Annotated in this window: 24 protein-coding genes; 10 read left to right on the plus strand and 14 right to left on the minus strand. The window is 41.1% G+C overall.

The features are described from left to right. Both GQR93_RS11100 and GQR93_RS11105 read left to right on the plus strand, forming a co-directional pair. Entirely contained in the window at positions 1 to 462 is a 462-nt protein-coding gene (locus GQR93_RS11100) for a threonine/serine exporter family protein (protein ID WP_004466788.1), read from the plus strand. A 21-nt stretch (positions 463 to 483) separates the two neighbouring features. After that, a complete protein-coding gene (locus GQR93_RS11105; RefSeq protein WP_004466786.1) occupies positions 484 to 1,668 on the plus strand; it encodes an amidohydrolase in 1,185 nt (394 codons plus the stop codon). Between the two features lie 88 nt (positions 1,669 to 1,756). On the opposite strand, the gene GQR93_RS11110 is transcribed toward GQR93_RS11105, so the two are convergent. Together GQR93_RS11110 and GQR93_RS11115 are read right to left on the minus strand one after the other, a co-directional pair. Next, positions 1,757 to 3,733: a DUF5776 domain-containing protein gene (locus GQR93_RS11110; RefSeq protein WP_147605409.1), complete on the minus strand. Its 1,977-nt coding sequence runs from the start codon at positions 3,731 to 3,733 to the stop codon at positions 1,757 to 1,759. 91 nt (positions 3,734 to 3,824) lie between these two features. Next, positions 3,825 to 4,139 (minus strand): hypothetical protein, encoded by a 315-nt coding sequence (locus GQR93_RS11115; RefSeq protein WP_004466783.1) that lies wholly within the window; start codon positions 4,137 to 4,139, stop codon positions 3,825 to 3,827. 235 nt (positions 4,140 to 4,374) lie between these two features. On the opposite strand from GQR93_RS11115, the gene GQR93_RS11120 reads away from it, so the two are divergent. Next, on the plus strand, positions 4,375 to 5,016 hold the full coding sequence (locus GQR93_RS11120; RefSeq protein WP_187117486.1) for an NAD(P)H-binding protein: 642 nt from the start codon (positions 4,375 to 4,377) through the stop codon (positions 5,014 to 5,016). A gap of 136 nt (positions 5,017 to 5,152) precedes the next feature. Beyond that, positions 5,153 to 5,923, plus strand: a complete 771-nt coding sequence (locus GQR93_RS11125) for a Cof-type HAD-IIB family hydrolase (RefSeq protein WP_004466780.1) — start codon at positions 5,153 to 5,155, stop codon at positions 5,921 to 5,923. A gap of 9 nt (positions 5,924 to 5,932) precedes the next feature. Here GQR93_RS11125 and GQR93_RS11130 read toward each other — a convergent pair whose 3' ends face one another. From GQR93_RS11130 to GQR93_RS11155, 6 genes are all read right to left on the minus strand, one after another. Continuing rightward, positions 5,933 to 6,667, minus strand: a complete 735-nt coding sequence (locus tag GQR93_RS11130) for a sulfite exporter TauE/SafE family protein (RefSeq protein WP_004466778.1) — start codon at positions 6,665 to 6,667, stop codon at positions 5,933 to 5,935. 18 nt (positions 6,668 to 6,685) lie between these two features. Then, positions 6,686 to 7,216, minus strand: a complete 531-nt coding sequence (locus GQR93_RS11135) for a DUF3267 domain-containing protein (RefSeq protein WP_004466776.1) — start codon at positions 7,214 to 7,216, stop codon at positions 6,686 to 6,688. Positions 7,217 to 7,350: 134 nt separating this feature from the next. Next, positions 7,351 to 7,914, minus strand: coding sequence for an alkyl hydroperoxide reductase subunit C (gene ahpC, locus GQR93_RS11140; RefSeq protein ID WP_003559392.1), 564 nt, complete (start codon positions 7,912 to 7,914; stop codon positions 7,351 to 7,353). Between the two features lie 104 nt (positions 7,915 to 8,018). Continuing rightward, positions 8,019 to 8,339, minus strand: a complete 321-nt coding sequence (locus GQR93_RS11145; RefSeq protein ID WP_003635580.1) for a carboxymuconolactone decarboxylase family protein — start codon at positions 8,337 to 8,339, stop codon at positions 8,019 to 8,021. Positions 8,340 to 8,344: 5 nt separating this feature from the next. After that, on the minus strand, positions 8,345 to 8,758 hold the full coding sequence (locus tag GQR93_RS11150) for a cupin domain-containing protein (RefSeq protein ID WP_187117491.1): 414 nt from the start codon (positions 8,756 to 8,758) through the stop codon (positions 8,345 to 8,347). Between the two features lie 58 nt (positions 8,759 to 8,816). Then, positions 8,817 to 9,560, minus strand: a complete 744-nt coding sequence (locus tag GQR93_RS11155) for an SDR family oxidoreductase (RefSeq protein ID WP_147605407.1) — start codon at positions 9,558 to 9,560, stop codon at positions 8,817 to 8,819. 165 nt (positions 9,561 to 9,725) lie between these two features. On the opposite strand from GQR93_RS11155, the gene GQR93_RS11160 reads away from it, so the two are divergent. Both GQR93_RS11160 and GQR93_RS11165 read left to right on the plus strand, forming a co-directional pair. Then, complete coding sequence (locus GQR93_RS11160) at positions 9,726 to 10,163, plus strand: MerR family transcriptional regulator (RefSeq protein ID WP_004466768.1); 438 nt, start codon at positions 9,726 to 9,728, stop codon at positions 10,161 to 10,163. Positions 10,164 to 10,274: 111 nt separating this feature from the next. Beyond that, positions 10,275 to 10,775, plus strand: coding sequence for a hypothetical protein (locus tag GQR93_RS11165; protein WP_004466766.1), 501 nt, complete (start codon positions 10,275 to 10,277; stop codon positions 10,773 to 10,775). 92 nt (positions 10,776 to 10,867) lie between these two features. On the opposite strand, the gene GQR93_RS11170 is transcribed toward GQR93_RS11165, so the two are convergent. The 4 genes from GQR93_RS11170 to GQR93_RS11185 all read right to left on the minus strand — a co-directional run bounded on the left by GQR93_RS11170 (position 10,868) and on the right by GQR93_RS11185 (position 14,492). Further along, positions 10,868 to 11,887 (minus strand): D-2-hydroxyacid dehydrogenase, encoded by a 1,020-nt coding sequence (locus GQR93_RS11170; protein WP_004466764.1) that lies wholly within the window; start codon positions 11,885 to 11,887, stop codon positions 10,868 to 10,870. 234 nt (positions 11,888 to 12,121) lie between these two features. Further along, a complete protein-coding gene (locus GQR93_RS11175; protein WP_004466762.1) occupies positions 12,122 to 13,303 on the minus strand; it encodes an SAM-dependent methyltransferase in 1,182 nt (393 codons plus the stop codon). A 118-nt stretch (positions 13,304 to 13,421) separates the two neighbouring features. Then, positions 13,422 to 13,898, minus strand: coding sequence for a flavodoxin (locus tag GQR93_RS11180; RefSeq protein WP_003635569.1), 477 nt, complete (start codon positions 13,896 to 13,898; stop codon positions 13,422 to 13,424). 45 nt (positions 13,899 to 13,943) lie between these two features. Continuing rightward, entirely contained in the window at positions 13,944 to 14,492 is a 549-nt protein-coding gene (locus tag GQR93_RS11185) for a MerR family transcriptional regulator (protein ID WP_004466758.1), read from the minus strand. A gap of 121 nt (positions 14,493 to 14,613) precedes the next feature. Here GQR93_RS11185 and GQR93_RS11190 point away from each other — a divergent pair, with 121 nt between their 5' ends. The 3 genes from GQR93_RS11190 to GQR93_RS11200 all read left to right on the plus strand — a co-directional run bounded on the left by GQR93_RS11190 (position 14,614) and on the right by GQR93_RS11200 (position 17,774). Continuing rightward, on the plus strand, positions 14,614 to 16,089 hold the full coding sequence (locus GQR93_RS11190) for an MDR family MFS transporter (protein WP_004466756.1): 1,476 nt from the start codon (positions 14,614 to 14,616) through the stop codon (positions 16,087 to 16,089). Next, positions 16,089 to 16,808: a DUF4811 domain-containing protein gene (locus GQR93_RS11195; RefSeq protein ID WP_004466753.1), complete on the plus strand. Its 720-nt coding sequence runs from the start codon at positions 16,089 to 16,091 to the stop codon at positions 16,806 to 16,808. Before GQR93_RS11190 ends, GQR93_RS11195 begins: the two co-directional genes overlap by 1 nt. Before the next feature lie 207 nt (positions 16,809 to 17,015). Continuing rightward, positions 17,016 to 17,774: an exodeoxyribonuclease III gene (locus GQR93_RS11200; RefSeq protein ID WP_004466752.1), complete on the plus strand. Its 759-nt coding sequence runs from the start codon at positions 17,016 to 17,018 to the stop codon at positions 17,772 to 17,774. 89 nt (positions 17,775 to 17,863) lie between these two features. On the opposite strand, the gene hisC is transcribed toward GQR93_RS11200, so the two are convergent. After that, positions 17,864 to 18,976: a histidinol-phosphate transaminase gene (hisC, locus tag GQR93_RS11205; protein WP_035444675.1), complete on the minus strand. Its 1,113-nt coding sequence runs from the start codon at positions 18,974 to 18,976 to the stop codon at positions 17,864 to 17,866. A gap of 294 nt (positions 18,977 to 19,270) precedes the next feature. Beyond that, complete coding sequence (locus GQR93_RS11210) at positions 19,271 to 19,855, minus strand: peptidylprolyl isomerase (RefSeq protein ID WP_004466748.1); 585 nt, start codon at positions 19,853 to 19,855, stop codon at positions 19,271 to 19,273. A 160-nt stretch (positions 19,856 to 20,015) separates the two neighbouring features. Here GQR93_RS11210 and GQR93_RS11215 point away from each other — a divergent pair, with 160 nt between their 5' ends. Next, positions 20,016 to 21,260 (plus strand): MFS transporter, encoded by a 1,245-nt coding sequence (locus GQR93_RS11215; RefSeq protein WP_004466746.1) that lies wholly within the window; start codon positions 20,016 to 20,018, stop codon positions 21,258 to 21,260. Positions 21,261 to 21,264: the final 4 nt, after the last annotated feature.

A 21,264-nucleotide genomic window follows, 5' to 3' on the forward strand; every position in this document is an offset into this window, starting at 1 on the left:
ATGCACGTTCTTGTAGAATTTATTGTTAGTTTAGCCTCCACCGTTGGCTTCGGCCTGATCACCAATATTCCCAGGCGATCGTTACTTCCTGCCGGCATCACCGGTTCAATGGCCTGGACCGTTTACTATCTGGTTCTCCAGGTCAATCACGGCTTAATCCTGCCGAACTTCTTTGCAGCAATTGTCATTGGGATACTGGGAAATATCTCCGCTGTTTTATTCAAGGTACCGGTTAACATTATTTACGTCCCCAGCTTGGTATCACTTGTTCCGGGAGGCATCTTGTATCTTGGGATGAGAAGCTTCACATTGGGTCAGGAATCACATACGTCTGAATATTTATTTAACACATTGACAATTGCGATTGCTCTGGCTGTCGGCTTTGTGGTTGCCGAAGTCATTTTTTATCGAATCAAACCACTACTCATGAAATTGGTTCAAGCACAAAAAACATCAGACTGATTTATTTGGAGGAAATAACGAATGGACTTAGAACAGGAATTGATGCAACGGTTAACTCAATCCGAAGACGATATCATCCAGATTAGACGTCATCTCCATGAACACCCAGAAGTATCATTTAAAGAAAAAGAAACCCATGCTTACATCAAAAACTTTTATCATGATTTAGACTGTACCGTTCGCAATTGCGGCACCGGTTACGGTATTCTGGTCGACATTGACAGTGGAAAACCCGGTCCAAAGTTGGCATTGCGAGCTGATTTTGACGCTTTAGCCATTCAGGAAGATAACGATTTACCGTTTAAATCCCAAAATCCCGGCGTCATGCATGCGTGTGGTCACGATGGTCATACAGCGTACATGATGGTTTTAGCAAAAAATCTTATTGCTCTAAAAAATCAACTAAAAGGATCAATCCGCATCATTCACCAACCAGCTGAGGAAGTCTATCCCGGCGGTGCCAAGTCAATGATTGAAGATGGTGCTTTAAAGGATGTTGACAACGTGATTGGCATTCACGTGATGTCCACAATGCCAACCGGCGCAATCGGTTATCACCTGGGTGACAGCCAAACCGGTCGTTCAAATTTCACCGTTACTTTCACAGGCAAGGGTGGCCATGCTTCCATGCCACAACTCTCAAACGATGCCATCGTTGCCGGAAGTTATTTTGTGACCGCCCTGCAGACCATTGTGTCTCGACGAATCGAACCGGCCGATCATGCCAGCATTACGGTTGGTTCATTTGACGGTGTCGGCACCAATAACGTTATCAAGGAATCAGTCACCTTAAAGGGCGACGTTCGGATTATGAGAGAATCAACCCGAACCGTTATCCATAAACAACTCAAACAAATCATTCAAGGAATCGAATCAACCTTCGGTGTTAAAGCGGATTATCAAATTATCACTGATGTTCCGGTTCTTTACAATGATCCAAAATTTACCGTTCAAACGGTTGAAGATATCAAAACGGCAAACATTCCCGAAGTTACTCAAGTAACCGACTTTGGTGCTCAAGATCCCTCTGAAGACTTTTCCTATTTCGCACTGAAACGTCCCAGCACGTTTCTATACGTTGGTTGTGATGCCAACGATGGACAAACCCATCCCCACCACAGCCCCAACTTTTTAATGGATGAGCGCTGTTTATTAATTGCAGCAAAAGCTGCGGGAACGGCTACACTGCGATACTTATTTAAATAAGGGATTCAACCAGATAAAAAATGACTCATCAACTGACAAAACGGTCAACTGATGAGTCATTTTTTTATTTAATTAGGCTAAAACAAGCTTATTTGACAATTCTAACCAGTCTGGTATTTCCTGAAATATATCCGTTGGCAACTCTGTAACGCAGTGCCCCGACATTTGAAATACTGTTTGCATGCGAATAATCGAATCCATAAACCCTAAACAGTTTATGATTTTGTTTGGTAAAGTGACGATTCTGCTTTGTAAAGTTAACATCACTATATCGATTAATGGCGCCACGAGCACGGACGTACCTAGGGAAGCGATGCCGTCCCATGTTGACCAGCTTTCTGTTGGCAGTGATATATTTTCCATTTGGTAGAACATATCGCGTTGTCAAATGGTAATGAACTGCTTTGACCACTTTAAGAATGGTTCCTTGTTTGTAGTTTTTAACTTTATTCGTTAAATTAACCTTGCCATAAGCATTGACACCGCGAGGATTAATAACCGTCACGGTTGAATGCTTTTTGGCATAATAAACCGGACGAACATATTGCCAGTTAGCGGTAATGTAGCCCTTCTTGTTCCGATTCTTGGTAAGATGATTGACATCACGAACCTTATAACGTAAGTGTCCCGTTGCCGAACGTGCATATCCCGTTACAACAAACATTGGCCGATAAATACGTGGTTTACGTGAGTACCATGCTTTTCTGGCTTTGGTTGAGAAGTTCTTCTTACTGTATAGCCCAATTTTCTTAAGTGAATAAACCGCCATTCCTTTTTTGGCAACATAATCAGGGAATTTCGGTTGTTGATAATCTTCACTTGGTGCACCGGAAGAACTGGACGTGACGCTCGAACTGCTGGAAGAACTTGATGAACTACTGCCAGATGGTGTAGATGGCGTCACCGGCGTTGTTGGTGTCGTAGGGGTGGTTGGGGTGGTACCGCCACCGGAAGTGCCACCAGAGTTTTTAACAGTTAAAGTAACCCAACGCTGAAGTTGGTTACCATTTTCACCAGTAACCGTTATCTGAAATTTATAAGACCCTACCTTTGTTGGATCATATGAACCATCGGTAATTGCATACCTATAATTTTGTCCTGTTGGATCATTATAGTCTCCTTGGTAATAGCCACTATTACCCTTCTTTTGAACAAAGTTATCGCGAATTTGATCGGAACTTATGTCAGCTGCTTTAGGAAAGTTCTTTCCTTCAGTTGTTGCGAGGTCAATGGTCCGATCTTGTTCTCTAAAGAATGGGGTATAACCCGTAGGATAGCTTTGTTGATAGACCAATGTTTTTGAATTTGATGATAATAAGTGACCTTGCTTATTCTCAACGGAAGTTTTTATAGTTTGCGGTCCATCCTTCATTTTTGCATCAACATAAAAAGCTATGTTAATAGTTGGTTGCCCTTCAGAGGAAGGCCTAACAGGTGGTAATTGAGAGGACGTAAATACAAGGCCACCGAGATGCTTAGGATCTGACTTTAGTCCGGGATTCTTAATCACGTTTGGAAAGTGCACCCCATCATTCGGCGCTATAAATACCAGCGCATTATTAGGATCTAGGTCTTGACCATTTTCGGGCCAAATATGCCATACTATGTTTGTCGGCCGATTAGTAACTGGTAAGGCCAGTTGAGCATATGCCAACATAGAATCCTGATTGTGTACGTAATCGATTGCGTTATTTGAGGGGTCATTATCAAGCCAATTATCAGAGAATTTGGCGGATTCAACTGGATCAAGGCCATGCTGACCATGCAATGCCGCCCCGGTCGCATCCCCCCAAATCGCAACAGTCGTTGTTGTCGGTGTGGGGGCTATTGTTGAGCCACCGGATGAATCCTTAACGTTAAATTTATATGTCTGGGTTGCAAGTGGGTTAGACTGCCCATTTAATGTAAAGTCTGCCGTCACACTTGCATCCGCTTTTTGTTCTGCAGTGGTTTGGGCATGACCCGCCAAATTGAATTTCAATTGCTGAATTTTGTCAAAATTGGCATTTTGTTTAGCCGTGATGGTAATTGAATTGTTATTAGCATCCCTCGTTATAGAAAACAAGTCATCAAAAGACTGTCCGGAACTATTAACCTCCCATGAGGGCGTTAAGGAATCAATATCAACAGAATTAGATGAAAATTTGACAGTGAACTTATCCCCTGAATGAATGCGCTCGCTTCCCGCCCCCCTGAACATTTATGCCCAAGTCAAGGCTGACTTTATCACCGTTCCCAAGGATCACACCATTTGAGTCTGATAAACCTGAATTAATTATAATATTGCCTTTAGTTAGAGGGCTTGAACTCTTTGTAGCTTGGTTACTTGTCTGCACGACTGCATCAGCGTTTGCATTCGTACTCGGCTGTGCCATTCCCAGCGAAAAACTAAACAGTGTCACACCTACTATTGCCAAGCTCGTTTTATAAAGCGTATGTAAACTATAATTAATTACTTTTTGATCTTCCAATTTCTAATACCTCCATCAAAACATTATTATAGGATATGAACTATCCAAACATAATTGTAAACTTTCGCTTTGAATGATTCAATACCTCAATTGTAACTATTTTGTATACAAGCCCTTATTCCACTAACTAATCTTTAGCAACTCAAAGCTTGTTCAATTTCTCACACTTCAACAATTGCGTTATAGTGGACATGTAACGATAGATCAAAATCATTTCAGCATTGGAGGAATTTTTGTGAAAACAGTCTTAATTCTTGGTGCAGCAGGCCAAATTTCAACTTACTTAATTGCCGACCTGCTCAAACAAACCGATTACAAATTAAAGTTATTCGCCCGTAATGCGTCAAAACGAATTAAAGTAACTGATCCGGATCGGGAAACTTTAATTGATGGTGACTTTAACGACAAACATGCCTTAAATGACGCCCTTGATGGCGTAGATGCCGTCTATTTAAATGAAATGCGTGATTTGGAAGCTGTTGAAAATATCGTTAAACAAATGGATGCCAACGGTGTGAAAAAAATAATTGTCGCAACTGTTTTGGGCGTTGAAGATGAAGTCAGAGGCAACTTTGGTCAGTGGAATAATGCCATGATCGAAAGTTCAATTACGCGTCGAAAGAAAACCGCTGCCGTTCTTAGAAAATCCGATTTGGACTACACCCAATTACGATTGGCCTGGTTATTCAATGACGACAACAATACCGATTATGAAGTTACTCAAAGCGGTGAACCATTTGGCGGTACTGAAGTTAGCCGTCAAGCGGTTGCCAAGTTTATTGTTGAAATTTTGAAAGATGATTCGGACAAGTACACCCGAAAGAGTTTGGGTGTCAACGAACCCAATACCCACTTCGACAAACCTTCTTTCTATTAAAACAGTTTGTCATTTTTCCAAAAAACAAATAAAATAGTCTTAACTCAAACGATCCGAATAAAGGAACCGACTATTCAGTCAGTCCCTTAAATTCGGATTTTTCACTATCATGATTAACTTTTAAGGAGCCAATGAAATGATTGAAACAATCACAGTCTTCGATCTTGACGGTACTCTGTGTGATGACGGGCCACTTTCAGTTTCTTCCGAAACCGTTACTGCCATTCAAACATTAAAAAAGAAAAATATTCTTCCTGTAATCGCAACCGGCCGCAGTCACTATGAAATTACCACACTCCTTGACCAGCTGGATCTGCATACTTATATTTTAGCAAATGGCTGCTATATCATTTATAACGATCGACTGATTCAAAACTATCATTTTCCAATCGATAAAATCGAATCCGTTATTCGAATGGCCAATCACTACCATGACGATGTTGGTTTCTTTAATCAGCAGGGATTCGCCATTACCGGAATGAACGAATTAACTCGAAACCATGTTAATAAGAATCATCTTGATCAAGTTCCGATCTATCCCGAGTTTTTTCGACATGAGCCCGTGAACTTTCTAAACCTTTATATTAAAGATGATAAAGAAGCCCTTTATCAGTCCGCTTTTAAAAACCAGCTAAGCATTCTTCGTTACGCTCCCGATGCAGTTGACGTCATGCCGTTGGAAATTTCAAAAGCAAAAGGCATTTCCAAAATCCAACAGCTTATTGGTAATCCCAATCTAAAGATCTATGCATTCGGTGATCAAAACAACGACCTGAGTATGTTTTCGCTTGCTGATTACGGCATTTCCATGAAGCAATCAAGTGATCAGCTCAAACAGCGTGCCACTTACATCGCTGATAGTGACCATGGTGTTTTAGAGGGGCTGTACCATTACCATCTAATTTAATTCATTTCATCAAATGACAAATTTAATCGCCATCAATACCAACAAAATTCCCATCACCGGCTGAAGGATTTTTGTAACTTTACGGGGATCAAAATGTGCTAGAATCCTTGGCATAATGGCTGCTCCTGCCAGTGAGCCAACCATAAGTAGCAGGCCCACCTGCCAAGCAATGTTGCCCTGCGTCGAGTGAAAGATCAATCCGACAATCGATAAAGCAATCAAGGCGTACGATGAGGTTGCAGCTGCTTGAGGCATGTTGAGTCCCAATAGTAACAGCCCTGCCATGACCGGACCACCACCGCTTAATCCTGCTATACCAACCATCAGACCGCTTAATGCCCCAAATAAATAAACGGTCCATGGTTTTAGGTTGGATGATGGCTTCCCCTTAAAAGACTTTCGGAGTGTCTGAACACCTAAAACAAACAAAATGATTGCAATTGCCCAAGTATAAAGTGTGACGGGGATTACACCTGATACTAAACTGCCGATAACGGTCGCTGGCAATGCCGTTATTAACAGTTTGTTGCCATAACTGAATTTCATATTGCCGGTTCGATAATGGCTATATGTCCCAACAACTAACGCTGGCAGCGCAGTAAATAGCGACGTTGCAGCCGCACTGGATGGCGATAAATGGGCAATTCCAATTAGAATTCCCAGATAAAAGGACCCACCGCCGCCACCCATACTGATAATAAAAGCGCCTACCAGAAAGCCAAGAAAAATTAATAACACCGCCAAAGTATGCCTCCAGTCTGCTCATTGCTTAACATAGATCGTCATCCCCGTAGCCGTATCTTCAACCATTGCACCTATGGGTGAAAACATTAAAATGATTTCAAAATATAAATCCCCAACACAACCTGCAGCATGGAATGCGGCTACCAAAATGAACACTGACGCATGTATGACCCCAATCCAAAAGAGTCCCCACAAGGCCAGTGTAATTAAAATCAGAGGCATTATACCGATAATCATAAATTGCCACCGCTTATACAATTTCCCCGGGTTTGTCGCATAGAGCATCCCTTTAGTATAACCATATTTAACATGATCTCTTGGATGAAATAATTTAAAAAACAAGCCATGGATCAACTCATGAACAACCATAAAAACAATTAAAAGAATAAAGATAGACCATAGTTGCCATAAATCCATTGAAAAAGCATTAATCCCAGTTAATAACACCATCAAAAACCAAAAACCGAAAAAAAGAGGAATTGCCATTAGATTTAATAATACCTGCAGCTTGACATGTCCAACAATATCAATCCTTTTATGTTGTTTCATTTCCTGCCTCCTATAAAAGTATTATGGCTTATTGTATCATGTGGTATATCCAAAAAGGCCATGTTATTTCCGATTTACTATCCATCGGAATTAACATGGCCTTTTTAAAAACAGTTAAAAGATTGAAAATAAGCTTAAATCTTACCAACTAGTTGGGTGCCAGGCTTCAGTGTCTTTTGACCTGGCTTCCAGTTAGCTGGGCAGACGCGATCACCGTGTTCTGCCACAAATTGAGCAGCTTCCAACGTCCGCAATACTTCTTTGGCATTGCGACCGATACCCATATCATTAATGGTATATGAACGAACTTTACCTTTCGGATCAATGATGAAAACACCTCGATAAGCCTGACCGGCATCTTCGTCCAGCACTTCGAAGAAACGGGCAAGTTTTCCTGCAGGATCCGCGATCATTGGATACTTAACCTTTCCAACTTCTTCGCTCTTTTCATGCCATGCTTGATGAACGAATTCAGTATCTTCCGACACAGAATAAATTTCCGCACCGGCGTTTTTAAACTCATCATAGTTATCAGCCAAATCTCCTAATTCAGTCGGGCAGACAAACGAAAAATCAGCTGGGTAGAAAAAGACAATCGACCAATGTCCCAATAAATCACTTTTGGTCACTTGCTTGACGTCGCCATCTTGATAAGCGTTTACCTTAAAATCTTCAATTTCTTTACCGATAAAGTTCATTCAAATCCCTCCAAATATTTTTAATCTATATTCATTCTAAACTATTTTTCAGGAGTATACAATAACGATTCTAAATTAATATTGATTACAATCACCCTGCTTAACTAATCGGTATAAATTTTCTTAGCCAGTCCAAACGCCGACCAAGCCTTTGGCCACCCCGCATAAAATGCCAGGTGAGTAATGAGTTCAACCATTTCTTCCTTTGTTACCCCATTTTTCTTGGCCATCTTCATATGATCTTCCAACTGAGGAAAAAGACCTTGAGACATCAAACTGGCACAGGTGATCATGCTTCGATCGCGGGAAGAAAGTTCCTTTTCCCGAGCCCAAACCTGCCCAAATAAAACATCATCGTTTAATTCAGCGAACTTGGGTGCAAAATCACCCAAATGATCACGTCCTGCTGTCTGTTTTTTTACCATTATAACTATCCCTCCAATTTACGATAATCTTTATCCGAAACCGGCTCCAACCATTCAGGCGTCCCGGCGGTAATCGCAATATGTTCAAACCAACTATCCTTTGTCGCCCCGTGCCAATGCTTGACGCCATCATGAGTAACCACAACGTCTCCCGGTACCAAGTGCTGAGCCGGCTTGCCTTCTTCCTGATACCAACCTTCACCACCGGTAACCAGTAGAATTTGAAAACCGTCATGATGAATGTGCCAATTGTTCCGACATCCCGGTTCAAAGGTTACGTTACTAACGTTAACATTGACATCCGGATCATTAACCAGTCCTTGTAAATAGCTTTGCCCTACAAAATATTTGGCAAAAGCCTCATTTTTAGGACCAGCAGGAAAAATCACACCATTTTTGATAGATTCATTTTTAGCCATCATTCAGCTTCCTTTCATTTCACATCATCATTTTTCAAGTATTTTAACAACCAATTGATTATCCTTGTTTTGTTGGATAAATAGTAAATTCACTGACATTAACATTTTCGGGTTGATCCACCGCAAAGTTAACTACTCGTGCAACCGCATCAGGACCAATCCCAACGGCATTATACAAGTCATCCATTCCAGAACGAGTAGCCGTATCACTAATTGTATTCAAAAGTTCCGTGTTAATCGCACCCGGATAAAGTGTAACCGTTCGAATATTAGTCTTCTCTTGGGCACTCTCCATTCGAATAACTTCCATCAAGTTTCGAACAGCAAATTTTGTTGCACCATACACACCTGCACCCGGAAAACTCTTTAAACCGGCAACGGAAGAAGTTGTGATAATTTGTCCATGCTTTTGGCTTGTAAAATCGGGCATAACCGCAGCAACACCATTCAAAACCCCTTTTAAGTTAATATCAATCATTGCATCCCATTCTTCTGTGTGTAACGCACTAATAGGTGAGCTCGGCATAATCCCAGCATTATTAAAAATGACATCAATACCGCCAAACTGTGTTTTAGCCAATGCTACTAACTGTTTAACATCCTCGGGATTTGTTACATCAGTTACTTTGTATACTGCCTGATTCCCGTCTCCCTTAATATCGGCCACAATTGCTTTTAATTGTTCCTCTCTTCTTGCCCCCAAGACAACTTTAGCACCATTTTTAGCAAGTAATTTTGCACTTGCCTCACCAATACCGGACGATGCACCGGTGATCACAACCACTTTATTTTTAACTGACATGTTATAAGCCTCCTGAAATCCAGCGTGTTCACTATTCCTCATTTTTTAGGGATTCAAACCTTAACTTTACACCAAAGCATTTTGACGCTTATGCTTTACAAACAATACCTTACAACTTAAAGTGGACTTTAAGTCAATCAATTATTTAAGAAATGAGGAAAATTGATGCAGGAAATCGAAAAGAAAGTCACTTATTCTATTGGTCAATTTGCCACCATAGTTGGTCTAAGCGCCCCGACCATCAGATATTATGAACGTGAAAAATTGTTGAATCCTCACCGTGATCACGCAGATCGACGTTATTTTACCGAAACAGATGTGAGCTGGGTTAAATTTCTTCTGCACCTAAAAGGAACCGGCATGAGTATCCAGGAATTGAAATTGTATGTTAAATGGCGGGCCCAGGGTGACGCCACCATCCCCAATCGGCTTGCCTTACTAAAGGAAACCCGAAACGACTTTATGGAAAAGTACCGTCAAGTGCAACATCACCTTCAAATCCTTAATGACAAAATCTCTTGGTATGAGAAAAAAGAAACCGGTGCCAGTCATACAGAAGAACCCTTTGGAGATTATCTGACCCGGATTGGTCATTCCGAATAAACAGTTTACAAAATGGCTTTTACACGATAAAGTTGATTATAGGGGTTGACCACTTTGGTCTCTAACGATCAGCTCTACATCATTAGACACATTGAGCGAAAGGAAACTGCGATGAAGAAACTACTTCTAACTTCGTTAATATTTGGTTCATTGATTGGACTGGCCAATTACACATTCATGGCAAGCGCCAGTTCACAGCCTAAGAACGTTAAGACCAGCTCTATCAGCAAATATGAAGGTACTTTCAGAAATAAGTTTTACAGAGTCAAAAAAGAATTCAAAGTCAATTTGAAATTTTACGATAAACAAAATACATCAGTTGTTAAAAGAGCTATTGTGTTGCCAAAAGGAACTGTAATTGTCAGTCATGGCGAAAAATATTATAAACATTACATCGTTAACAACGACTTCAACGTTCACGCGCTGCGTCATAAACTGCAAAGGGACATCAGTAATGATAACAATAGTCAAACTAGTCGGTTAAGTTTTGAATCTCGATTACCGGCTTCAAAAGTCACCCGGATTACAGAATCAGGACACCATCTTCCAAATAATGACTGGGTATTTTCAGATCAACCATTAAACGGCACTTCCGGCCACCTAAAAAAATAAGGTTCGCCTAAAACTGAATTGTTTATTTAAAAAAGGAATCCGTTCAGTCAGCGAAAAAATCGTTGACTGAACGGATTCCTTGATTTGTCAATTTAAACGTTAATTCGATGGGGACTTTCCTTACCGGAAATTTCCATCAATGTGTCATCCAATGATTGTTTGACCATGTTTTTAACCGCGTGGTCAGTGTAAAAGGCCACATGCGGTGTTAGAAAGACGTTATCCATATTCATCAGCTTTGTATAAACGGGAAGTGGAATTTTATCTTCCCCAACAAACGATTGGTTAAAGATCTTTGTTTCATCTTGAATCACATCAATTCCGGCACCGGCAATCTGACCGGTTTCCAGTGCGTTAACCAACGCATCTGTATCAACAATCGGGCCACGGGAGCAATTGATGAATAAAGCAGTATTCTTCATTTTTCCAAACTGATCCTTGCCGATCATATGATAATTTTGATCACTCATATACGTATGCATGGTAATTAAATCCGCATTTTTGTAAATATCTTCCTTGGTTGTATAGTCAACAATGCCTCGAAAATCATCGTTTTCCTTAATGTCATTCCCTAAAACCCGTTTAGCACCAAGTGCCTTGAAGATTTTAGCGACAGTACTGCCGATTCGGCCAACACCGATAATCCCAACAGTTAGATTGGAAATCTCTTTTGATCGTAAGCCATTAACAACATAATCGTTTTGCCGGATTCGTTTTTGGAATTGTGGAATATGTCGAATCAAATTCATTGCGTGGGTTAACGTCATTTCAGCAACCGCCCGTGGTGAGTATGACGGTACATTGGTGACAGTCAATCCATTTTCTTTAGCATATTTCAAGTTACATGAATCCACTCCGGCCGATCTTAAGGCCAATTGATGAATACCGTAATCATGTAATTTTTTGTATAGGTCAGAACCGTCAGTTAATTGACTGCGTTGTCGATAATCAATACCGTCGTAGCCTTCTGCCAGATGTACCGTATCATCATGTAACTCAATTGAATTAAAGTCAACTTGAACATCGGGATGTTCTGCTGCCCACTCAACAACAAATTCTCTTTCGTAATCCAAAATATTGTACGCTAAAATCTTCTTCAAAAAATCCACCACCTATATGTAATTTGCCCGAATTGATTGAACGCAATTAAAACCGGTAAAGTTATAATTTGATTAAATTACACTAAAAGAATACCTCATTGACGTTGTAAAGTCAAAGCTGCTTTAACGTTTGTCACCTCTTCTAACATGATTAAATCACAAAAATGACTGTAATATTTCCGCAAAGAAATATCACAGCCATTTGTTATGTGTTGCCTTTAAGCATTAATCCAGATCAATTTTTGATTAATCTTCCGTCTTATAAACGTACTGCCGTGTCATTGGTAAACCTGTACCGCTTGGCGCTTTAGTCAAGAGATATTGCATCACGTCAATATTACCGGCTTCAAACGAAGCTGCAGCCCCTTGAAGATACAGTGACCACATTCTGGTAAACGGTTTTCCATACTTTGCTTCGGCCTGATCGATGACCTTGACATAGTTATCATACCAAATTTCAAGCGTCTTTTGATAATGGCGACGCAATGGCTCCAAATCGGTTAACTGAAGGCCGGCATTCATAATATGTGTCAGGTTCTCAGCAACGTTTGGAATATAACCACCGGGGAAAATGTACTTGTTCAGGAATGGATCAACACCAGCACCCTCATGTTGTCCGGTAATACCATGAATCAATGCCCGACCATCAGGTACCAGGAATTTTTCAACGTCTTGGAAATATAAACCGAGGTTTTCTTTTCCAACGTGTTCAAACATGCCTACAGATGTCACATAGTCAAATTGGTCCTTAACTTCACGATAGTCAGTTAATAAGACGTTGACCTTATCCTCCAGGCCCCGTTCCTTAATTTGCTGCTGGGTATAATCATACTGTTCCTTACTTAACGTAATACCGGTTGCATGCAGTCCAAATTCTTCGGCGGCCATAAAAATCAACGTTCCCCAACCACTGCCAATATCCAATAGGCGTTTACCGGAAACCGGATTGAGTTTATGAAGAATATGGCGAACTTTGTTTAATTGCGCCTGTTCCAATGTATCATCATCATGCTCAAAGTAGGCACATGAATAAGTCATTGTTTTATCCAACCACAAGCGATAAAAGTCATTTCCAATATCATAATGGCTTTGGACATCCTTCTTACTTTCCTTTTCAGAATGGGATATCTTTGGCAGATGCTTTAGAAAGGGGTTGTTTGTTAAAAAACTGCCGCCTTTGCGATAGGCAGATGCTACCAACTCTTCAATACTACCAGTAATGTCAATATCACCGTTCATGTAAGCTTCACCTAAAACCAAAGTCGGTTGGGAAGTCATTTCTTTTAACGGAATTTCTTTTTTGATTTCAATCTTGACTTGCGGATTGTCACCACCGTAATTCTCAGTCTTACCATTCCAATATGTAACGGAAACGGGGATATCAAAGGCGTGACTCAGCAATTCTTTATATACAGTTTTTTCTAGCAATTAGACCCCTCCAACAATTTTCTAAAAATAAATATAATAACAGTGTAACGCTTCTACCCTAGTAAAAATCAAGTATAAGTTTCAAAAATTTTGAAAAAAACTTTCAAAACAAGCGCTGCTACCTGATCAATCCCTCTTCTTTTAAGAATGAATCAATCTGATCATTACTATTTGCAGTGATCCCATCCAACAATTCCACATCTCCCTGAAGCAATTTCTCTACAACCGGCAAACTTTCTTCAACTTTGGAGGAAACACTTGTCATAAACGGAATGACTTCCTGACCATCAAAATGTTCCTGCTTAAAAAAGGTATGCAGCAGCATTGATGGCTGTGCCCACCAAGCAGGATAACCAATGAACACCACATTATACGGTGACAAATCAATATGATCATTAGCCAACTCTGGTAGTTGGTGTTGATCCAGTTGCTGCTTGGCCACTTCACTTAATTTAGAATAATCATCCGGATACGGTACTTTCGGCGTCAGCCTGACAATGTCGCCCTTAACTTTCAATGCGATTTCTTCGGCAGCCCGTTTCGTATTTCCCGTCATCGAAAAATATACGACTAAAACATCTGTTTTATCTGTCATTTCCCAATCCACCCCTATATCTAAGCTTCTTAATCATCATGATACTTATTCAATTTTACTTTTAGGCAATAATTCAAGATCAGTATTGTCTTCTTTAACAATAGCATAAACAACATGGTCAGGGTCGCCAACTAATGATCCCAAATTAATTGCCGGCCATCCTTCGATTGTCTCCATCCCTTCATATCGGTCAAAGACAGCGCGCTTCAATGTTTTCATAATGCGACTTTTTGATTCTGCTTTTTCGGCAGCCATTGCTAACGTATACCCCTGATCAAGATACATCTTCATCTGGTAGACTTTCATTAAAGTGCCGTAAGTAAACTTTCGATTTTGACCTTTTCCCTGCGCACTTTTAATGTAGCCCTTTCGCTCCCAATAACGTAACTTGGTTTGTGAAACCCCTGTCGCATTTTCCACATCGCCAATGCCCAAATGCCAATCATTCTTTTCAAGGATTTTAGCTAATTTTTGTTGAAATTCTTTATCCACTTCTATTCCTCGTTTCACAAATTTTTGTAATGGTTTCCAATGCTGATTTATCAACATTTTTGTTATGAGACAATTTAATATCGTAATCACATTTCTTAACATTTAGTATATATTTTTAAATAACTTTGTCAAGATAGTTGACAATTGAAATGAATAATCTTATATTAGTCAAGTATCGTTTTTCAGATGGCAACAATTTTTAGAGAAAAGAAGGTAATAGATCTTGGCTAAATCGGTAGATAACAACGGGAAAAGCTACAATCGCGGTTTAATGATTGTTTTCTTGTTGATCGGAACTTTCTGTACAATCTTAAATCAGACAATCCTTTCAACTGCCTTTCCCACTATCATGAAAGCATTTGATGTTTCAACTTCAACCGTTCAATGGTTGACAACCGGATTCTTGCTGGTTAACGGGATCATGATCCCAATCAGTGCCTGGTTAAGTACCCGTTTCAATTCAAAGCCACTGTATATTACTGCAATGGTGGTCTTCTTTATTGGAACTGTCGTTTGTTACACGGCGCCCAATTTCAGTTTTCTTTTAATCGGACGTTTAATTCAAGCACTCGGTGTTGGTGTGACAATGCCGCTGCTTCAAACAATTATGTTATCAATCTTCCCGCCTGACAAACGTGGAACAGCCATGGGCCTTGCCGGAATCGTTATCGGCTTGGCACCTGCCATTGGTCCAACACTTTCAGGGTGGGTCATTGATAACGCCACATGGCGAGATTTATTCGGCATGATTTTGCCATTATTGCTGATCGTTATCATCGGCAGTTTCTGGTTCATTAGGAACGTCTTACCAACTAAAAAGACTGGTATCGACCTGATTTCAGTTGTGACATCAACCATTGGGTTCGGTAGTTTACTCTACGGCTTCTCATCAGTTGGTGACGATGGTTGGGGCAGTACTAAAGTCATTTCAACCCTAATCATTGGCCTTGTCTTCATTGCGGTCTTTGTTTGGCGCCAATTGACGATGGACAAACCATTTTTGGAATTCCGAGTTTATCGTTCAACGCCTTTCTTGGTTTCAGCCATCCTGAGCTCAATTACAATGATGGCCATGGTTGGTGTTGAAATGGTGATTCCTCTTTATTTGCAAATCGTTAAAGGCATGTCCGCCTTTGAATCCGGACTAACATTATTAGCCGGCGCACTAATGATGGGTATTATGAGTCCAATTACCGGTCGTGCCGTTGACCGCTATGGTGCCCGAAATTTATCCATTATTGGTATGGTACTACTGACACTGGGATCCATTCCCTTTATCTTCATTACCAAAGACACACCGACTATTTATATCGTGGTCTTCTACGCCATTCGAATGTTTGGAATTTCAATGGCCATGATGCCTTCAACTACTGTTGGAATGAACGCATTACCAATGAACTTATTAAGTCACGGAACTGCTGTCAATAACACACAGCGTCAAGTCGCAAGTTCTGTCGGAACCGCGATCTTAATCAGTATTTTGACAAATGTTACCAACAGCGACAAGCCGGCACATCATTTATTAACGACTAATCCACTTCAATATAAAGACGACTTCTTCAATGCAACTTTGGGTGGTTATCACGCCGCATTCGTCGTTGCTGTCGTCTTCTGTTTAATGGCTCTTGTAACATCGTTCTTCTTGAAGAACCGTGCTTCATCCGCTGATTACACGACTAAAAACGGGGGTGACAAGTAATGATTTTAGTAACCTTAATTATTTGTGCCGTTCTCTCGTTTCTGTGCTTTGTTTACATTCAGAATAAACCGCTCAGTTGGATTTTAACCATTCTTTCCGTCATCGGAATGATCGTCTCAACGGTTTATATTGTTAAAAACGATAAAGATCATTTTGGGATGAAACAAGAAACAAAGACCACGTATCAGCCGCTTCATTCTGTCAGCCCTTCAAAACAAATGAAGATGCTGCTCTATCAACCAATCGGTACAGCCAATAAGCATCAGGTTTACATTTATCAAACATCTGAAAACGCAAAGAAGAAATCGCATACTACCGTTAATGACACGACTAATCAAGTCATTAAAGAAAGCGGTAATCCACGAATCGAAACCCAAACAACTCGTTGGAGATATAAAGACGGTGCCTCAAAACTCTGGTTCGGTATTGCCGGAGAAAATGGCAAGTTGATTAAACGTCACAATAAAATCTACGTTAATAAAGACTGGCTGGTCCTTTCTACCGATCAAGCCAAAGTGCTTCAAAAAAAGCTAAAAAATAAAACGTATCAGGCACAGCTAAAGGCACAAGGAAAAGCTTTCGTTACCAAACAGATTATGGCAGCGATGAAGAAAAATCCAAAGATGTCCAAAGTACAACAGGCCGAGCTTCAAAAGCAGGCAACAGCTGAATTCCAAGCTCAGGCTATGCAGAAGTTGATTCGTTCTATCCAAAAATAAGGTGTCCCTATTCGACACCATCCAGAAAGACCCGGTTAACAGCTGACAAAATTATCAGTTGTTAATCGGGTCTTTTCCATTACACTCTTCTCGTCAAATACCAAACATCGCCTTTAATTCTTTTCTGAGTTGAACCACAAGCCAAGTTATTATAGTAGAATTAAGTTAATCAGTTATAAAATCATAGTCAAAGGATGGTCATTGTAAATGAAATTTATTTCATGGAACGTCAATGGGTTGCGCGCAGTTGTTAAAAAGGACTTCGCCGAAACTTTCCAAAAATTGGACGCCGATTTTTTCTGTATTCAGGAAACCAAGATGCAGGAAGGTCAGCTCAAACTGGATTTACCGGGATACCGACAATATTTTAACTACGCTGAACGTAAGGGCTATTCGGGAACAGCCATCTTTGCCAAAGATGAACCGTTAACCGTTAGTTATGGTATTCAGGCTCCGGAATTTGACCATGAGGGCCGAGCCATCACACTGGAATATCCCAACTTTTACTTAGTTACCAGTTACGTCCCGAATTCCGGTGCTAAATTAAAACGTTTAGACTTTCGAATGGGTTGGGATAAGGCTTTTCATGCCTATTTGAACCAATTAGACAGTCACAAACCCGTCATCCTTTGTGGGGACTTAAATGTCGCCCATCATGAAATCGATCTTAAGAACCCCAAATCCAATCACCATAACGCTGGTTTTACAGATGAAGAGCGTCAATCATTCACCAAGTTGTTGGATCAGGGATTCATGGATACTTTCCGTCATTTCTATCCGGACAAAGAAGATATCTATTCTTGGTGGAGTTATCGATTCCATTCACGTGATAGAAACGCGGGCTGGCGGATTGATTATTTTGTCACCAGCAAACGGCTTGCCGATCACATTTCAGATTCAAAAATCCTAACAGACATTTTTGGATCCGACCATTGTCCGGTTGAACTCTTAACGGACACCTTTTAAAAAGTTGAAACATCATCATCCCACTCACTTATTGCCTTGCATTAAGACAGGTTGTATTGTGGGGGTGTTGACGTTTCAACTTTTGTCATTTATTCAGATAAGATAGTGGTTAACTTTTGCAGGAAAAATTCCAGTTCATCGTGCCTGCCGATTGTAATTCGGATATGCTGAGGATACCCCCAGGGCGTGCCATCCCTAATAATGACGCCTTGCGCCATCAGCTGCTGACTCATTTTCGATGCACTCGGGGCGCCTTCCGGCAGATTTGCAAAAACAAAGTTTGCTTCTGATTTGGCGACCTCAAGTCCGAGGAGTTCCAATGATTCCGTTAGCCCTTCACGATCACCCTGAATCCGTTTCAGTACCTTTTTTGCCTGTCCCTGATCATACTTTAACGACGCAATGGCGGCGGCAAGTGCGGCCCGACTGGAGTTAAAGGGCTCCGTAACCGTATCATAAGCAGCAATTGCCTGCTGGTCGGCCAAAAGATACCCTAACCGAATGCCGGCCAACCCATAAAATTTAGAAAACGTTCTTAAAACAATCACACGTTTACGCCCAATAAATTGACGTAAATTCGGCAATTGGTCGGGATTTGAAAACTCGGCATAAGCTTCATCAACAACGACCCAAACATGTTCAGGCAAGCCTGCAATAAAGGATTCCAACAGGGACGGGTCCGTGACTGCCGAAGTCGGATTATTGGGGTTGCAAATCCAGATCAACTTGGTTTTCTCAGTTATCTGAGCTTTAAAGGCAGCCAGATCATACTGGAAGTCGTCGGTTAGCGGAATTTCAATGACCTTGGCTCCCATCAGCTTGGAAACTTCTCGATACAACCGGTACGACTGCTGTGCAATCAAGACTTCATCACCAGCGTTTAAAAACATCTTGGAAATGGTTTCAATAATGTTTCCGGCACCACTGCCAAGACCAACATTATCCGGTTTTAAATCAAATTGATCGGCAATGACCCGTTTGGTCTCGATAAAATCATCTTCCGGATACCGGTTGATTTCTTCCACACTGCGCCGGATTGCCTGACGGGCATGATAATATGGCCCGTACGGATTCTCATTGGATCCCAACTTAACCACTTTATCCAAATGATAACGGCGGCGGACCTCATCTTCTGTCTCGCCCTGAATGTAAGGTGCCACTTGATTAACTTCCTTACGAAATGTTTCATCAAATTTTATCATGATTTCACCGTCCCAAATGTTATTTGCTTTTATTTTATAACAAATAAACAACTTCTAAAATCAAAGTGAATCACCGACTTTAACATAAAAAGGAGCTGGACAAAAGTCATTTTGTCCAGCTCCTTCTAGTTTCATTACCATTATTACCGAGCAAAAGCGGTAGAAAAAAGGCAACCTCCTGCCGTACAACTGAATTATCCTACTATCTCAGCCGGAGCATGTTCAGGTAGTCCAATCCAATTGCACTGGAAACTAACCGCCTTTTTGTCACACGCTTCCTCATTAATCAAATGATTATTTTGTAATCTCGACGGTCGTCATCACAACGTCGTCTTCAGGTTTATCAGAAGCACTTCGTTTAACACCGCTGATTTCTTTGACAACATTCATGCCATCAATGACTTGCCCAAAAACGGTATGACGGAAGTCAAGCCATGGCGTACCGCCATTTTTATACGTGTCGATAATTTCATCCGGATAGCCGGCCTGCTTCATTTGACCGATCATCCCATCGTCAACGTGCTCGTTGGTGACAATAAAAAATTGGCTGCCGTTCGTATTGGGACCGGCATTTGCCATTGAAAGCGCACCGTTAATATTGAATAACTCCGGTGAAAATTCATCTTCAAAGGACCCGCCAAAACTACTGTCACCACCGGCACCAGTGCCTGTCGGATCGCCACCCTGAATCATAAAATCAGGAATGACACGGTGAAAAGTCACACCATCGTAGTAGCCTTTTTCAGCTAATGTAACAAAATTTTCAACCGTCTTTGGAGCCTGCTCCGGAAACAATTGAATCTTAATGTCGCCATGGTTCGTCTTGATAGTTGCTTTGGGGCCCTGGGCATTCGCCAAGTCTAATTGAGGTAAAGTCATGTTTTTTCTCCTTACAAAGCGTCTTCTTTTTTCTACTTCAAAAAGCGTATCACAATCCTCGATGAAAGTCAGCCTATACGGTTCTTTTAACTCGAATTATTCAGGTTAAGTAAGGTACAATAATGATGACGATTTTTGATTGTAGAAAACGGGGGAAATTATGGATTCATCTATCACACATTGGCGGCCGAATATCTACTTATTCCTGACCAGCCAATTTTTAACCGGCATTACAAGTATGATTGTTCAATATGCCATCATTTGGTATTTAACCAAGGAAACCGGTTCAGCAACTGTCCTGAGTTTTGCAACTATTCTGGGAATGCTGCCAATGGTTCTGCTGAGCCCTTTTGTTGGACCGCTGATTGATCGTTGGAATAAAAAGGGACTTCTCATTGTGCCTGATATTGTTGCTGCTCTTTTCGCCATTATTCTGTCAATTTCAGGAACGTTTTTCAATGCGTTCCCGCTTTGGCTGATTTTCATCTCATTATTGATGCGCTCAATTGCCCAAACTTTTCAGATGCCAACCATTCAGGCTGTTATTCCAACCATGGTGCCCGAAAAGGAAATCACCCGGGTTAATGGTCAGTTAGGGATGGTTCAGTCCGCAAACATGATCATCGCACCTGCGCTGGGGGCAATGCTTTTTGCAATTATCCCAATGAAATTCCTGATTTTGTTAGACGTTTTGGGAGCCGCTATAGGAATTGGCATTTTACTCTTTGTCAAAATACCTTCAAATGAAAAAATCGATGATGCGCTGCACGTTCTTCATAGCACCAAACTTGGGGTTTCCCAACTCGTCAAGAACAAGGGACTGTGGTACATCACCCTTATTGGGGCGGCATTCACACTTTTTTATATGCCGTGTGCAAGCATGTACCCGTTAATGACCATGTCCTACTTCCAGGGTACCGTCGGACAGGCAGGATTAATCGAAGCTATTTACTCGGCCGGCATGTTGGTTGGCGGTACAATCATTGGCATTTTCGGAAATTGGAAAAACCGGATGATACCCGTTATCGCCGCTTTCTTCATTATCGGAATCACTACCGGTTTCAGCGGTCTTTTGCCGGGAAACCAATATGGCTTTCTCTGGTTTGTCGTTTTAAATGCACTGGCCGGCCTTGCAACACCGTACTTCAATACCCTGCTAATGGCCATGATTCAACAAAGTTACCCACCACAGCAATTGGGGCGGGTACTGGGTGTTTTGAACTCCCTTTTAAGCTTGACCGGTCCTTTGGGACTGATCTTCGCCGGTCCCTTGGCCGATGCCATCGGGGTTGAGATGCTATTTGTCATTGCAGGCATCAGCGCTGTCGCGGCTGGAATTGCTGCATGGATCATTCCGGTAGTCAGAAACTACGATTTGCAGTTGCAGGCCCGCTTAAAAAAGTAAAAAT

This window comes from Lentilactobacillus hilgardii (assembly GCF_009832765.1).
GTDB classification, from domain to species: domain Bacteria; phylum Bacillota; class Bacilli; order Lactobacillales; family Lactobacillaceae; genus Lentilactobacillus; species Lentilactobacillus hilgardii.

Excerpts from the sequence above, each read along its gene's own strand:
- GQR93_RS11100 (WP_004466788.1), top strand. The coding sequence starts at position 1 with ATGCACGTTCTTGTAGAATTTATTGTTAGTTTAGCCTCCACCGTTGGC.
- GQR93_RS11105 (WP_004466786.1), top strand. The coding sequence starts at position 484 with ATGGACTTAGAACAGGAATTGATGCAACGGTTAACTCAATCCGAAGAC.
- GQR93_RS11125 (WP_004466780.1), top strand. The coding sequence starts at position 5,153 with ATGATTGAAACAATCACAGTCTTCGATCTTGACGGTACTCTGTGTGAT.
- GQR93_RS11135 (WP_004466776.1), bottom strand. The coding sequence starts at position 7,216 with ATGAAACAACATAAAAGGATTGATATTGTTGGACATGTCAAGCTGCAG.
- ahpC (WP_003559392.1), bottom strand. The coding sequence starts at position 7,914 with ATGAACTTTATCGGTAAAGAAATTGAAGATTTTAAGGTAAACGCTTAT.
- GQR93_RS11145 (WP_003635580.1), bottom strand. The coding sequence starts at position 8,339 with ATGGTAAAAAAACAGACAGCAGGACGTGATCATTTGGGTGATTTTGCA.
- GQR93_RS11150 (WP_187117491.1), bottom strand. The coding sequence starts at position 8,758 with ATGGCTAAAAATGAATCTATCAAAAATGGTGTGATTTTTCCTGCTGGT.
- GQR93_RS11155 (WP_147605407.1), bottom strand. The coding sequence starts at position 9,560 with ATGTCAGTTAAAAATAAAGTGGTTGTGATCACCGGTGCATCGTCCGGT.
- GQR93_RS11160 (WP_004466768.1), top strand. The coding sequence starts at position 9,726 with ATGCAGGAAATCGAAAAGAAAGTCACTTATTCTATTGGTCAATTTGCC.
- GQR93_RS11165 (WP_004466766.1), top strand. The coding sequence starts at position 10,275 with ATGAAGAAACTACTTCTAACTTCGTTAATATTTGGTTCATTGATTGGA.
- GQR93_RS11180 (WP_003635569.1), bottom strand. The coding sequence starts at position 13,898 with ATGACAGATAAAACAGATGTTTTAGTCGTATATTTTTCGATGACGGGA.
- GQR93_RS11185 (WP_004466758.1), bottom strand. The coding sequence starts at position 14,492 with ATGTTAAGAAATGTGATTACGATATTAAATTGTCTCATAACAAAAATG.
- GQR93_RS11195 (WP_004466753.1), top strand. The coding sequence starts at position 16,089 with ATGATTTTAGTAACCTTAATTATTTGTGCCGTTCTCTCGTTTCTGTGC.
- GQR93_RS11200 (WP_004466752.1), top strand. The coding sequence starts at position 17,016 with ATGAAATTTATTTCATGGAACGTCAATGGGTTGCGCGCAGTTGTTAAA.
- hisC (WP_035444675.1), bottom strand. The coding sequence starts at position 18,976 with ATGATAAAATTTGATGAAACATTTCGTAAGGAAGTTAATCAAGTGGCA.
- GQR93_RS11210 (WP_004466748.1), bottom strand. The coding sequence starts at position 19,855 with ATGACTTTACCTCAATTAGACTTGGCGAATGCCCAGGGCCCCAAAGCA.
- GQR93_RS11215 (WP_004466746.1), top strand. The coding sequence starts at position 20,016 with ATGGATTCATCTATCACACATTGGCGGCCGAATATCTACTTATTCCTG.